The sequence below is a fragment of the Thalassiella azotivora genome (assembly GCF_054781695.1).
The window spans coordinates 1-12,963 of the sequence record NZ_BAAGTX010000022.1 but is presented as its reverse complement, the minus strand read 5'-3'; the positions used below and the strand labels follow the sequence as shown (position 1 = coordinate 12,963).

Here is a 12,963-nt window from a genome sequence, read left to right as displayed (position 1 = left end):
CCGGGACGTCAGCGTCCCGGGCCGTGCGTCGTGCGTGCTGCGTCGTGCGTGCTGGTGAGTCGGTCAGCCGGTGGCGCCGGCCAGGACGACCCGGCCCACCCGCAGGTTGCGGTCGCACTCGCCGGTCAGCAGGTCGTTGACGAACCGGACCGTCACCTCGTGGATGCCGGCGCCGAGGTCACCGGGCAGCGCGAGCTCGTAGGAGCGCAGCTCGCCCCGGCGACCCGGCCCGGGGACGACCTGGCCGACGTCCTCGCCGTCGACGCCGACGACCAGCAGCGCCGGCCGCTCGCACTCCTGCGCCGACGCGTCCACGGTCACGGTGCCCGCGGCGAGCACGGGGGTCGTGACCCGGGTCGACACCGAGCCGTTGGACCACAGCAGCTGGGTCGGCTCGCCCTGCGGGCCCTTGCCGTACAGGAAGCCGGCGTCCAGCGGGGTGCGGGCGAACGAGCTCGCCCGCATGGTGAGCGACGCGGCGGTCGGTGCGTCGTCGAACCAGACGCGCGACACCTTGAGGTTGCGGTCGCAGGCCTGGGTCCGGTGGTCGTCGAGGTAGCGGACCTCGACCGCGTGGTCGCCCGCGGCCCACTGGCCGGCGACGCTCCAGCGGCCCCGGTCGGCGTCCACGACCAGGTCCTCGAGCACCGGCTCGCCGTCGACGAGCAGGGTGGCGGTGGCACCGCCCTCGCAGCGGTCCGCCCCGGCCTCGAGGACGACGCGGGTCGCGTCGTCGGTCACCGTCGTGGTGGCGGTCGCCGACCCGGTGCGCCACAGGCCGAGGCCGGTGCCGTCGTGGCCGGTCCACCCGCGGTAGACCGACCCGACGGCGGGGTCGACCTGCCACTGGGTGGCCGTCACGACGGCGGACGTGGCGGTCGTGCCGTCGTGCGGGGTCGCCGTCGCCGCGGCGGCGGAGGTGGTGAGCAGTGCGGTGGTCGCGGCCGCGACCACGGTGCGGCGGACCACCCGGCGGCGCGCGGTGCGTCCGCGGGTGGGGACAGCGTCGGTCAAGGGACTCTCCTCGTGGTGTGTTCGGTCGTTCCGGCGCGTGCGGGTGCCGCGCGGACGTGGAGGGGTGCCGGGCGGGCTCAGCCCGCGGGGGCCCGGCTGGTCAGTGCCACTCGTCCAGCCAGACGTCGCCGACCTTGAGGTTGCGGTCGCAGTCGCCGGTGCGGTGGTCGTTGACGAACTCGATGGTGAGGTCGGTGGTCCCTGCGGGGACGGCGAAGGGCACGCTGCGGCGGTGGCTGCCGAGCTGGCCGTACGCGTCGGGGCCGACGTCCTGCTGGCCGACGTACCGTCCACCGACCCGCATGACCATCCGTGCCGGCCCCTCGCAGTCGTGCCCGGCGACCCGGACGTTCAGCCGCGAGTGCTCCATCGCCTGCGTGGTGACCGTCGACGTGACGGACCCGTTGCTCCACAGCAGGTGGGTACCCTCGCCCTGCGGGCCCTTGCGGTAGAACGTGCCTGCGCCGGCGGGGACGAGCGTCGCGGAGTCGGCGCGCATCTGGACGCTCGCCTGCGGCCACTCCTCGGCGAAGTACACGCGTGAGACCTTGAGGTTGCGGTCGCAGTCCCCGGCGCGGTGGTCGTTGAGGAACCTCAGCTCGACGTCGTGGCGCCCCGGTCCCCAGCTGCCGGGGGCCCAGTACCGGCCCATGTCCGCGTCGACCAGCACGTCGGTGAGCACCGGCTCGCCGTCGACGAGGACGGACGCCCGGGCGCCGCCGTCCGGTCCGCAGCGGTCGGCCCCGGCCTCCAGGACGAGGCGCGTCGTCGCCCAGCCCAGGTCGACGTGCCCGGTGGCCGACCCGGTGCTCCACAGCCCGAGCCGGCTGGGAGGGCGACCGGTGTACGCGGCCCACCCGGTGAACACCGAGCCGACGGCGGGGTCGACGTCCCACTCGTCGGGGTAGACCGTGTAGGCGTCGTCGTGCCGCGGGGGCGCGGCGCTCGCCGCGGGCGCGACGGACGCGGCCGTCATGGCCACCAGCGCGGCGGCGATCACGCCGAGGCGGGCGGCGCCGAGCCGGGTCACGCCCGACCGCCATCGAGCGCGATCATGCCGACCTTCAGTCCGCGCTCGCAGGTCTCGCCGCGGTGCTGGTTGACGAACTCGACCTTCAGCCCGTGCCGGCCGGCGGGAAGGTCGAACGGGAGCGCCCACGAGTGCCAGCGCAGCGTGCCGTGCTGGTCCGGACCGGGCTCGGTCTGGCCGACGTACCGGTCGGAGACCCAGACGAGCATCCGCGCAGGCCCCTCGCAGTCGTGGGCCGACGCCAGCACGGAGACCGAGCCGCGGGTGATCGCCTGGGTCGTGACGGACGTGCCGGCGCCCCCGTTGGACCACAGGACGACGGTGGGTGACCCCTGGGGCCCCTTGGTGTAGTGCCGGCCGATGGACGGCGGCATGATGTTCAGCGAGCTCGCGTCCACGGCGACACGCGTCATCGCCGGGTCGCCGCCGTCGAACCACAGGCGCGACAGCTTGAGGTTCCGGTCGCATCCGGCGGTGCGGTAGTCGTCGGTGAAGCGGACCTCCACGTGGTGCGGTCCCGGCGCCCAGTCGCCGGTCGCGACGTACCGGCCGCTGTCGACGTCCACGAGCTGGTCGACGAGCACGCGCTCGCCGTCGACGAGGACGGTGGCGCGTGCGCCGACGTACTGCGGGCACAGGTCGGCGCTCGCCTCCAGCACCATCCGGGTCGCCGCCCGCGGCAGGTCCACCGGCGCGGTGGCCGACCCGGTGCGCCACAGCCCGAAGCCGGTGCCGGTCCACCCGGAGCGGCCGGTGTACACCGAGCCGGTGCCAGGGTCGGCGGACCACTCGTGCGGGAGCACCGTCTCGTCGGCCACGGCCCGGGGGCGGTCGACGCCCGCCGCCGCCGGCAGCGTCGCGCCCGTCAGGGCGAAGGTCGCCGCCACCGCCGCCACGACCCCTGGCAGGTGACGACCGCGGGTGCGCCGCGCCGCGCCCCGTGGTCCGTGGGTCGCGCTCATGTGGACCTCCCCCGATCGAGTGACTAAATGTCACTCATCCCTGACGGAGAGTAATACATCGTTCACGCACCTGAAGACGTCCTGCGGTGCGCGGTGCGTTCACGACCTGACCGCCACGGCGACCGTCCCGACCTTGAGGTCGCGGTCGCACGTCCCGCTGCGGTGGTCGTTCCCGTAGGTGAGCGTCACCACGTGCCGACCCGCCTCGACGAGGAAGGGGAGGGCCATCTCGTAGTGGCGCAGGCTGCCGTACCGGTCGGCGTCGGCGGTGACCCGTCCGACCTCCCGGCCGTCGACAGCCACGACGACGGTCGGCCCGCCCTCGCAGAGGTGGCCGGACACCTGCAGGCGCAGGAAGCCGACCTGGATCTCGGGCGTGGTCAGCGTCGCGGTGAGGCTGCCGTTCGACCACAGCAGTTGGGTCGGCTCACCGGTGGGGCCCTTGCCGTAGACCGTCCCGGCGGACGCCGGCGTCCGGTCCAGCGAGTCGGCGCGCAGGAGCACGCGCGTCCAGCCGGGCGCGTCGTCGTCGAACCAGACGCGGGCGATCTTGAGGTTGCGATCGCACTCCGGCGAACGGTGGTCTGCCGGGTACCGCACCTCGACCGCGCGCCGGCCCGCGGACCAGCTGCCGCGGACGTCGTACTGGCCGAGGTCGGCGTCGACCTCCGGGACGGCCAGGACCGGCACCCCGTCCACGAGCACCTCCGCGGCGGGTTCCCCGCTGGAGCCGCCCGTGCCCCCGCACCGGTCACCACCCGCCTCGAGGACGAGCCGGGTCAGCGGCCGGGGCAGGTCGACGTCACCGGCCGCGCTGCCCGCCGCCCAGAGCCCGAAACCCTCGCCCTCGTGGCCGGACCACCCGCGGTACACCGAGCCCGTGCCCGGGTCGGCCCGCCACTCCGTCGCGGTCACGACCGTGTCGAGCTGCCCCGTCGCCGCGGCGGCGTCACCCGACGGCGGTGCGAGCAGCACCGCGGCCGTGGTGACCGCCACCGAGGGCGCCCCGAGGGCCCGGCGCCACCGGCTGGTGCCTCTCCCGATCGCGCTCCTCGATGCCGCGCCGCCCGTGCTCGTCAGTGGCATACCGCCCCCCGTCCGCCCGCCGGAGCCCACTGGCCCCTGCTGTGCTGTGACCGTACGTCACAGAACCGTGACGTCGTGGAGTCGGGAAGAACGGCCCTGGTCGCGACCGCGCCACCGGCGAAGGATCGGACCACCGGTCGGACCGCCCGCCCGGTTCCGGCGCAGGAGGCGGCGATGAAGGCTCTGGTGTTCCACGGTCCCGGTCAGAAGGCCTGGGAGGAGGTGCCGGACGCGACGGTCGTCGACCCCACGGACGCGGTCGTCCGGGTGGACACGACGACCATCTGCGGCACCGACCTGCACATCCTCAAGGGCGACGTCCCCGCCGTCGCCGACGGCCGGGTCCTCGGCCACGAGGCCGTCGGCACGGTCACCGAGGTCGGCAGCGCCGTCCAGGGCGTGAAGGTCGGCGACCGCGTGATCGTCTCCTGCATCACCTCGTGCGGCACGTGCGCGTACTGCCGCGCGCAGCTGCCTGCGCACTGCCTCGCCGACGTCGGCCAGTCCGGCATCGGGTGGGTGCTCGGTCACCTCGTCGACGGCACGCAGGCCGAGCTGGTCCGGGTGCCCTTCGCGGACAGCTCCCTGCACGTGCTGCCGGACGGCGTCACCGACGAGCAGGCCGTCATGCTCAGCGACATCCTCCCGACCGGCTTCGAGATCGGCGTCCGCAACGGCCGCGTGAAGCCCGGTGACACGGTCGCCGTCGTCGGCGCGGGCCCGATCGGACTCGCCGCCATCATGACGGCCGGCCTGTACGGCGCCGCGCGCGTCATCGCGATCGACCTGGACGACAACCGGATCGAGCAGGCCCGGTCCTTCGGCGCCACAGACGGCGTGAACAGCGGCCGTGCCGGCTGGCGCGAGGAGGTCATGGGCATGACCGACGGGCTCGGCGTGGACGTCGCCATCGAGGCGGTCGGCGTCCCGGAGACGTTCGTGATGACGACCGAGCTCATCCGCCCCGGTGGCGTCGCCGCGAACGTCGGCGTCCACGGCCGGCCCGCCGAGCTGGCGCTGCAGGACCTGTGGATCAAGGACGTCACCATCACCACCGGCCTGGTCAGCACGACGACGACGCCGATGCTGCTGCGGCTCGTCGCCCAGGGCAAGCTGCCGGCGGACAAGTTCGCGACGCACCACTTCACCTTCGACGAGGTCCTCGACGCCTACGACACCTTCGGCCGCGCGGCCGAGACGAAGGCGCTCAAGGTGGTCATCAAGCGCAGCTGACCCGCCCGCACCGACGAGCGACGCAGTTCCGGTCCCTGACGGGCACCGGAACTGCGTCGCTGACGTCGTGGCGCGACGTCGTCAACAGGCGGCGTGGCAGGCTGCCGCCTGTGACGGACCGCGGGGTGGACCGGCTGCGTGCGACCCGGCGAGCAGGCGGTTCCTCGCCTCCGAGGGCTGGTTCACCGCGGTCCTCCTGACGACCACCGTGGTCACCCTCGGCTACGTCGCGGGGGCGCCGTTCTGGTGGTCGGCGCGCCAGCACGACGCCGAGGTGGACCGCCTGGTGGACGACGTCGAGTCCGGGTTGCCCGACGACGTCGAGTGGGCGGGCTGGGACGGGCGAGCGCACGGCTGGGTCGGCGCAGGGGACGTCAAGGGCGGGTGCGAGGTGTCGGCACAGCTCACCGTGGTGTCGTCGCTGTCGCGTGACGGACTGGAACGCGCCTTCCGCGAGCGGGACCTCGACGCGCAGGTCAGCGTCTACGAGGGTGACCGGTTCGACGACGGCCTCGGCGCCCCCTCCTTCGCCGACGGCTCCGCGGAGTTCGTGGTCGTCGTCGTCCGGGGCGTCGACCGCCTCCTCGACCTGCGGTGTGAATGGTGACCTCACCTCCGCGAGTGGTCGCGGCGTGCCCGGCGACCGTGCTGATGCCGGTCCACCGGCAGGTCGTCGACATGGTGCTGCAGAACCCTGTCAGCGCCGCGGTCCTGGAGCGTGGGCCGCGCCTCGGCGCCCCGGACTGGTGGCTGACCGGCGGCGCGCTATTCCAGACCGTCTGGAACGTCCTGACGGGTCGAGACCCCCGGGAGGGCATCGTCGACTACGACGTCTTCTACTTCGACGGCGGAGACCTGTCCTGGGACGCCGAGGACGCCGTGATCCGCCGCGCGGCCGTGCTCCTCGACGACCTGGACGTCAACGTCGAGATCCGCAACCAGGCGCGCGTCCACCGCTGGTACGAGCAGCGGTTCGGCGTCCCGGTCGAACCGCTCACGTGCGCCACCGAGGCCATCGACCTCTTCGCCGCGTTCGCCTGCTGCCTCGGGCTGACCCGCGGTGCGGACGGCACCGTGCGGCTCCACGCACCGTTCGGAGTCACCGACACCCTGGGGATGCACCTGCGCCCCAACGCCCGGCGCGCTCCGAGGCAGGTGTACGACGCCAAGGTGGCGCGGTGGTCGGCGCAGTGGCCAGCCCTTCGTGCGGACCCGTGGCCGCGCCACTGACGCGCCGGACCCTCCACAGCGACAACCCGTACAGCGACGTGTGTCCGGTCCCTGTGAGGCACCGGAACTGCGCCCCTGTCGTTCAGCGCAGGCGCTCGACCGCGTCCAGCACCAGCTCGAGGCCGACCGCGAACTCGTCGGTGTGGTCGTAGCCGGGGCGCAGCGCGTGCGCGACCATCTCGGCGAGGTGCGGGTGGGTGCCGCTCGGCAGCCGCGCCAGCATCCCCTCCGCCACGTCGCCGAGCTCCTCGCCGGTCGAGAACGGCAGGCTCCGCTCCTGGAGCACGAAGCCGTACACGTAGCTGTCGAGCAGGCTCACGGCGCTCGCGGTCGCGGCGACGTCGAAGCCCGCCGCGCGCAGGGCGCCGAGGACCGCGTCGTGGTGCCGGAGGGTGGCGGGGCCGGGTGTGGCCCGCGAGTCGAGCAGCCCGAGGGCCCAGGGGTGCGCGAGCAGGACCGCGCGCGCCGAGACGCACCGGTGCCGGACGGCGTCCCGCCAGGGCAGGTCGCCAGGTGGCAGGGCGATGTCGGCGAAGACCGCGTCCACCACCCCGTCGAGGATCGCCTCCTTGTTCTCGACGTGGTGGTAGAGCGACATCGCCTCGACGCCGAGCCGTTCGGCGACCTTGCGCATGCTCAGGGCGCCGACACCGCCGTCGTCGGCGACCTCGACCGCCGCTCTCAGCACCCGCTCCCGCGTCAGGGGGGTCCGGGAACGACCCGTCCTCGGCATCCGGTGTCGTCCTCTCCTCGGTGTCGCGACGTTGACACCTTACACCTGTACGTCTACGGTGTCGACATCCAGACTTACAGTCGTAAGGGAGAGTGGTGGTCGTGAGGGTCTGCGTCATCGGCGCGTCCGGCAAGCTCGGCCGGGCGATGGTCCGGCACTGCCTGGACGACGGCCACGAGGTGGTCGGCGTCTGCCGCGAGCAGAGCGTCCACAAGCTCGACGACCTGCGGGACCGGATCACCGTGGTCGCGGGTCGCACGGACGACCGCGACGCCGTCGCGAGAGCGGTCGCCGGCTGCGACGGCGTGCTGACCGTGCTCGTCCCCCGCGGGGTCCACGGCTACGCGACGGGCACCGCGCAGGCGGTCCTCGACCTCGCCGAGCCGGACGCCCGGCTCGTGTTCTCGTGCGGGTGGCACATCAGCCGGGACGGGCAGGACGTGTACCCGCCGTCCCTGCGGCTCGCCGTCCCGGTCGTCACCGTCCTCGGCCGGCTGCTCCGGCTCGTCGACGTCGACGACCAGGTCGAGGCCTGCCGTCGGGTCTTCGACAGCGACCGGCGGTGGACCGTCGTCCGGGGCAGCGACCTCGAGGAGGGCCCGAGCCAGGGGCTGCCGGTCTGGCGCCGCCACGTCGGCGACCCGGCCCTGGCGAGCAACCTCACCCGCCGCGTCGACTTCGCCCGCTTCATGGTCCACGCGCTCACCGACGACTCCCTGCTGCGCGAGGCGCCCGCGATCGTCGGCCGCCTCACGCCCTCGGCCAGGGCGCACGCGGGGACGGTGACCCCGTGAGCGGCGACCCCGTGGACGTCGACCTCGTCGTCGAGGTGCGGCCTCCAGGGGGTCGTCGAGGTGAACCCGGTAACCGTGCTGGTGCGCGCGATGCGCGCGCTCGCGCACGGGGAGCCGGCCGGCGGCGACGTGACGGTCGTCCTCCTGGTCAGCGCCGGTCTCGCCGCGGTGTTCGGCCCGCTGGCGGCGCGCGCCTACGGGCGTCAGGCCTGAGCCGGCCTCGCCGCCCGTCCCGCCGTGGTCCGTCGCCGGCGCTTGACCTCGTACATCCGGGCGTCGGCCGCCGCGAGGAGGCCGTCCAGGCTCGGCGGGCCGCCGTCCCGGGCGGCGAGGTCGTCGCACGCCCAGCCCATGCTGGCGCTCACCCCGACGGTCGCGAGCCGCTCGGTGCACCGTCCCACCAGGGCGCGCGCCTCCGCCGCGCCGGCGTGCGGCAGCAGGACGGCGAACTCGTCGCCGCCCAGCCGCGCGACGACGTCCGAGGAGCGGACCGTCGCGGACAGGACCTCCGCGGTCGCGAGGATCATCCGGTCACCGGCGGCGTGCCCGAGCGTGTCGTTGACGCCCTTCAGCCCGTCGAGGTCGAGGTACACCACCGTGACGGGCGCGCCGTCCCGGTGCGCGAGCTGCAGCAGGGGCTGCCCGGCCAGCAGCAGGCCGCGGCGGTTGCGCACGCCGGTCAGCTCGTCGGTGATGCTCAGGGCGCCCAGCTGGCTGCGCGCGACCTCCAGCCGCTGCACCGTCCGGTAGCGCGTCACGTGCAGGACCCCGGCCAGCCCGCTGGCCGCCAACAGGGCACCCGCCGACTGCTGCCACGTCTCGTCGAAGCCGTGCCGCAGCGCGATGACGAACCAGGCGACGTCCGCCACCACGACGACGGCGAGCGCGTGCGCCCGCACGCTGAGGATCGCCCCCACGCCGATCACGACCGCCACCAGGTTCGCCGTCGGGTACGGCGAGCCCGTCGCCTCCAGGTGCACCAGCGTGTTCGCGACCGCCATGCACGCCACCGCCAGCGCCAGCTCCGGCCCGCGGGAGTGCACGAACGAGTCGGGACCGGCCGTCCGCAGGGCCACGCCGACCCCGGCGATCACCACCGCGGTCACCGCGGCGACCGCCGCCACGACCGTCCCCGCGGCGCCATCGAGCGTCAGCAGGTGCAGCGGCGCGATGCCGGCGAACACGACGGCCAGCACGGTGCAGGCGGGACGGAGCGCGTCCGCGAGCATCGCGTGCCGGTCCACGGGCACGTCGACGTCGCCCCCCGGTCCGGCCGGGGGCGAGGACGAGGGGGATCCCGGTCTTCCGGCGGGAGCCACGCCCTCCTCATCGGCGGTCACGCGGGCGTCCTTGACCACGGTCCTCCGCGCGGCGCACCCGGCGGGCCGCCGGCACCCCCGGTCAGCACTGCCGGCTCGGCCAGCACGGCCAGGTAGTCGCCGGCGTCCCGGTGCGCTCGCCACCCGGCGGACCCGGCCCGCGCGGTGGCGAGCACGAACGGCGCGGACACCTGGTCGACGGCGTAGCGGGTGACGACCGGCTCGACGGGCAGCACCCGCCCGACGCTACCGAGGACGTCGGCGGCGCGGTCCGCCAGCGCCACCGGCACGTGCCGCACGCGCACCGTGCCGCCGGTGGCGGCCGTCAGGACCCGGGCGACCACGTCGTCGCGCCGGTACGGCTCGGCGTCGGCCACGTTGTACGCGCCCGGAGCCCAGCGGGCGCCGAGCAGGCACGCGGTCGCCAGGTTCTCCACCGCCGTCAGGCTGACCGGGACGTCGGGGCCCGGCAGGACGGCCACCCCGCGGCGGGCCGTGCGCAGCAGCCGGGGCAGCAGGTGGTGGTCCCCCTCCCCGTAGACGGCGTGCGGGCGCAGGACGACCGCACCGGCGGCCAGGGCCAGGCGCTCGCCGGCGGCCTTCGTCCGGCCGTAGGCGTTGAGGTGGCCGCCGGCCGTCGGGTGGTCCTCGGTGACGAGCGACCGGTCCACCCGCGGGTCGTACACGCTGGCCGAGGACACCCACACCACCGCCCGGTCACCCGCGGCGTCGAGCACCCGGCGCGCGCCGTCGACGTTGACGGCCTCGAACGCCCGCGCCGGCCGGCCGCGGGCCGGGTCACCGACCGCGGCCGCGAGGTGGACGAGGACGTCGACCCCGGCCAGGTCGGGTGCGCCGGCGACGGCGTCCCAGGTGCGGTGCGAGCCGACCGGCCCGGGACGGCGGCCCAGGGTCACGACGTCCGCCCCGGCCTCGAGCGCGGCGCGAGCGACGACGCCCCCGCAGAACCCACTGGCCCCGGTCACCCCGACCGTCACCCCGCGCAGGGCACCCGGCGCGACGGGGGCCCCGTCGAGCACCGGTCGGCCCGGGCGGCCGGTCACGGCAGCATCACGGCAGCAATCACGACTGCACCGTCGCCCGGACGACGAGCCGTCGCCACGACGGCAGGGCGGCGTCCCGGTCGGCGACCGCCTCGACCACCTCGGGGCGCAGCGGGGCGAGCGCGGCCAGCAGGTCGGCGAGCTGTGCCCGCGCCAGGCCGGCCCCGGGGCATGCGTGCGGTCCGGCGCCGAAGACGAGCTGGGACACGGACGCGGGCGCCGGGTCGTCCACCGACGGGTCGCACCACGGCGCCAGGGCGGCGTCCCGCGCCACGAGGAGCAGCCGGTCACCGGCGCGGACCGGGCACCCCGCCACGTCGGCGTCGGCGGCCGCCGCCCGGGGCAGCACCGGGGAGGCCGCGGTCACCCGGAGCAGCTCGGTGGCGAGCACCGCCCGCCGGGCCGGGTCGGCCGCGTCGTCCCACAGGCCCGCGTCGGCGACCCAGGCCACGGCCCGCGGGAAGCCGGCGACGGTCGTGTTCACGGTGGCGAGAGTGACCATGTGCGCCAGCCCGTCCGCGTCGTCCCCGAGCAGCCGGGTCACGGGGTCCCCCGCCCCGGCCAGGCCGCCGCGCCGCCGCCACGGCGGGCGCGGCAGGTGGTCGCCGACCGCCCGCGCCGCGACCGCCCTCGCCGCGTCGGCGAGAGCAGCCCCGTCGACGTCCCGCCCGGTCAGGGCGACAGCCGTCGCCCCCGACACGTCGGCGACGAGCCGGACGACGTCGACGTCGCCGCCGTCCCGCAACCGCCCGGAGGCGTCGCGCAGCAACGGTTCCCACGTGCACCGCAGCCCGTCGACCCCACGCTGGTCGAGCCGGTCGGCCAGGGAGCGGCGCGTCCCGCGGTGCGCCGCGCCGTCCTGGTCGAACAGCAGGTCACCGTCCCCGAGCGCGTCGCTGGCCGCCCGCCCGGTCGTCCCCTCCGCGGACCGGTCGAGCGGCACCCTGGTGAGCACGTGCCGCACCGCGTCGGTCCCGGTGACCACGACGACGGGGCCGAGCCGCCGCACGGGTCGCCGGCCCCCCAGCCCGAACCGCAGCGCCGACAGCACGGCGAGCAGCACCGGGTGGCTCGCCCGGTAGACCCGGCGGTCACGGCGCCGGGCACGGCGGTGGTCGACGGCTGCCCGGACGGTGGTGCGGACGGTGGTGCGGACGGTCCGGGTGGTCGCGGCGGTCACCGCGCCCCTCCGGCGAGCAGCCGGGCGGCCAGCCGGGACGCCGCGGCGCGGTCCGGCTTGCGGGAGCGGCCCGAGAGCGGGACGTCGGCCAGCAGCACCGCGTCCGGCCGGGCCGTCCCCATCCGCGACAGCGGCCCGGCGAGGGACGCCCGCACCTGCGCCGCGGGCACCCCGGCCCCCGGCTGCACGAGGGCGACGAGCCGCTCGTCGCCGTCGTCCGCCGGGACCCCGACGAGCACCGCGACCTCGACACCCGGCACGTGCAGCGTCGGCTCGTACAGGCCGGGGTAGATGTTCTCCGCGCCCCGCAGCACCATGTCCTTGAGCCGACCGCCGAGGACGACGCGTCGCCCCTCGACCCGGCCGACGTCACCGGTCGCGACCTCCGCGAACGGCTCCTGACCGAGGTACCGGTCGGCGGTCGAGGGCCCGGCGACGAGCACCTGCCCGTCGCCGTCCACCCGGGCGGTCAGCCCGGGCACGAGGTCGCCGACCAGGTCGCCCGCGGCGCCGTCCGCGGCGAACGCGGACTTCTCCCGCGACTCCACCGCCGCCACCGGGAACGCCTCGGTCAGCGCGTACACCCCCCACGCCTCGTCGGCCCCGGCCGCGCGCACCCGCTCCAGCAGGGCCGCCGACACCGGCGCGGAGCCGGAGAGCACCCGGCCGGAGAACCGGCCACCCGCGGCGAGGACGGCCCGCAGCTGCGGCGGGGTCAGATAGGTGGCCTGCGGCCGCAGCCGGCGCAGCTGGTCGACGACCCGCCGCGGCGACCGGGCGGGCTGCAGCACCGGCGCGCCGGCGAGCAGGGACGGGGCCATGACGAAGAACGTGCCGCCCACCACCGGCCGGCCCGGCTCGGGCGCGACCAGGTCGGTGACCGCGGCCATCCCCGCGGACAGGCTCGCGACGGTGTGGACGACGGCGCGCGGCGCGGCGGTCGTGCCGGACGTGAAGACGACGACCGCGTCCCCGTCGTCCCCGCGCCGGTCCGGGACCCGGGTGGCGCCGGTGGGCCCGTCGTCCAGCCGCGGCGCGCAGCCGGGCAGCCGCCGTCCGAGCGTGACGACGGGCGCGATGGCGCCGAGGTCGGGAAGCACCAGCCCGGCCCGGCGGGCGAGCGGGGCGGCCCACGACGCGGCGGCCTGCGCGGCGGCGTCCGCCACCAGCAGCGTCGGCCCGGCCAGCGCGAGCCTGGCGGTGACGACGTCCGGTCCGGCGCCGGGGTCGACGAGGGCGACCCGCACCCGCAGCCGCAGCGCCGCGAGGACGACGGCCAGCGCCGCCGGCCCCGGGCGGACGGCCATGTGACCGCGGC

Annotated in this window: 14 protein-coding genes; 5 read left to right on the top strand and 9 right to left on the bottom strand. The window is 75.9% G+C overall.

Annotated elements, in window-relative coordinates:
• Nucleotides 1-63: 63 nt before the first annotated feature.
• The 4 genes from ACYVQV_RS15030 to ACYVQV_RS15015 all read right to left on the bottom strand — a co-directional run bounded on the left by ACYVQV_RS15030 (nt 64) and on the right by ACYVQV_RS15015 (nt 4,002).
• Nucleotides 64-1,014, bottom strand: coding sequence for a carbohydrate-binding domain-containing protein (locus ACYVQV_RS15030; protein WP_461024122.1), 951 nt, complete (start codon nt 1,012-1,014; stop codon nt 64-66).
• A 100-nt stretch (nt 1,015-1,114) separates the two neighbouring features.
• Entirely contained in the window at nt 1,115-2,044 is a 930-nt protein-coding gene (locus ACYVQV_RS15025) for a carbohydrate-binding domain-containing protein (RefSeq protein WP_461024121.1), read from the bottom strand.
• On the bottom strand, nt 2,041-3,006 hold the full coding sequence (locus ACYVQV_RS15020; protein ID WP_461024120.1) for a carbohydrate-binding domain-containing protein: 966 nt from the start codon (nt 3,004-3,006) through the stop codon (nt 2,041-2,043). Before ACYVQV_RS15020 ends, ACYVQV_RS15025 begins: the two co-directional genes overlap by 4 nt.
• A 99-nt stretch (nt 3,007-3,105) precedes the next feature.
• Nucleotides 3,106-4,002: a carbohydrate-binding domain-containing protein gene (locus tag ACYVQV_RS15015; RefSeq protein WP_461024119.1), complete on the bottom strand. Its 897-nt coding sequence runs from the start codon at nt 4,000-4,002 to the stop codon at nt 3,106-3,108.
• Nucleotides 4,003-4,266: 264 nt separating this feature from the next.
• Here ACYVQV_RS15015 and ACYVQV_RS15010 point away from each other — a divergent pair, with 264 nt between their 5' ends.
• The 3 genes from ACYVQV_RS15010 (at nt 4,267) to ACYVQV_RS15000 (ending at nt 6,555) form a co-directional block, all read left to right on the top strand.
• The gene (locus ACYVQV_RS15010) at nt 4,267-5,325 is read left to right on the top strand and encodes a zinc-dependent alcohol dehydrogenase family protein (protein ID WP_461024118.1); all 1,059 of its coding nucleotides are present in this window, start codon (nt 4,267-4,269) and stop codon (nt 5,323-5,325) included.
• Between the two features lie 67 nt (nt 5,326-5,392).
• On the top strand, nt 5,393-5,932 hold the full coding sequence (locus tag ACYVQV_RS15005) for a hypothetical protein (protein ID WP_461024117.1): 540 nt from the start codon (nt 5,393-5,395) through the stop codon (nt 5,930-5,932).
• Nucleotides 5,929-6,555: a nucleotidyltransferase family protein gene (locus ACYVQV_RS15000; protein WP_461024116.1), complete on the top strand. Its 627-nt coding sequence runs from the start codon at nt 5,929-5,931 to the stop codon at nt 6,553-6,555. Before ACYVQV_RS15005 ends, ACYVQV_RS15000 begins: the two co-directional genes overlap by 4 nt.
• An 82-nt stretch (nt 6,556-6,637) precedes the next feature.
• On the opposite strand, the gene ACYVQV_RS14995 is transcribed toward ACYVQV_RS15000, so the two are convergent.
• Nucleotides 6,638-7,288, bottom strand: a complete 651-nt coding sequence (locus ACYVQV_RS14995; RefSeq protein ID WP_461024115.1) for a TetR/AcrR family transcriptional regulator — start codon at nt 7,286-7,288, stop codon at nt 6,638-6,640.
• A gap of 101 nt (nt 7,289-7,389) precedes the next feature.
• Here ACYVQV_RS14995 and ACYVQV_RS14990 point away from each other — a divergent pair, with 101 nt between their 5' ends.
• Both ACYVQV_RS14990 and ACYVQV_RS14985 read left to right on the top strand, forming a co-directional pair.
• A complete protein-coding gene (locus tag ACYVQV_RS14990) occupies nt 7,390-8,082 on the top strand; it encodes an NAD(P)-dependent oxidoreductase (protein ID WP_461024114.1) in 693 nt (230 codons plus the stop codon).
• 60 nt (nt 8,083-8,142) lie between these two features.
• Nucleotides 8,143-8,295 (top strand): hypothetical protein, encoded by a 153-nt coding sequence (locus ACYVQV_RS14985; RefSeq protein ID WP_461024113.1) that lies wholly within the window; start codon nt 8,143-8,145, stop codon nt 8,293-8,295.
• Here ACYVQV_RS14985 and ACYVQV_RS14980 read toward each other — a convergent pair.
• From ACYVQV_RS14980 to ACYVQV_RS14965, 4 genes are all read right to left on the bottom strand, one after another.
• Nucleotides 8,286-9,326: a GGDEF domain-containing protein gene (locus ACYVQV_RS14980; protein ID WP_461024112.1), complete on the bottom strand. Its 1,041-nt coding sequence runs from the start codon at nt 9,324-9,326 to the stop codon at nt 8,286-8,288. The genes ACYVQV_RS14985 and ACYVQV_RS14980 overlap by 10 nt on opposite strands.
• A gap of 92 nt (nt 9,327-9,418) precedes the next feature.
• Nucleotides 9,419-10,465: an NAD-dependent epimerase/dehydratase family protein gene (locus ACYVQV_RS14975; protein WP_461024111.1), complete on the bottom strand. Its 1,047-nt coding sequence runs from the start codon at nt 10,463-10,465 to the stop codon at nt 9,419-9,421.
• Nucleotides 10,466-10,484: 19 nt separating this feature from the next.
• Entirely contained in the window at nt 10,485-11,645 is a 1,161-nt protein-coding gene (locus ACYVQV_RS14970; RefSeq protein WP_461024110.1) for a cytochrome P450 family protein, read from the bottom strand.
• Nucleotides 11,642-12,963: AMP-binding protein (locus ACYVQV_RS14965; RefSeq protein WP_461024109.1), on the bottom strand; the 1,322-nt coding region annotated here is incomplete at its 5' end. The genes ACYVQV_RS14970 and ACYVQV_RS14965, both read right to left, overlap by 4 nt.

Excerpts from the sequence above, each read along its gene's own strand:
- ACYVQV_RS15020 (WP_461024120.1), bottom strand. The coding sequence starts at position 3,006 with ATGAGCGCGACCCACGGACCACGGGGCGCGGCGCGGCGCACCCGCGGT.
- ACYVQV_RS15010 (WP_461024118.1), top strand. The coding sequence starts at position 4,267 with ATGAAGGCTCTGGTGTTCCACGGTCCCGGTCAGAAGGCCTGGGAGGAG.
- ACYVQV_RS14995 (WP_461024115.1), bottom strand. The coding sequence starts at position 7,288 with ATGCCGAGGACGGGTCGTTCCCGGACCCCCCTGACGCGGGAGCGGGTG.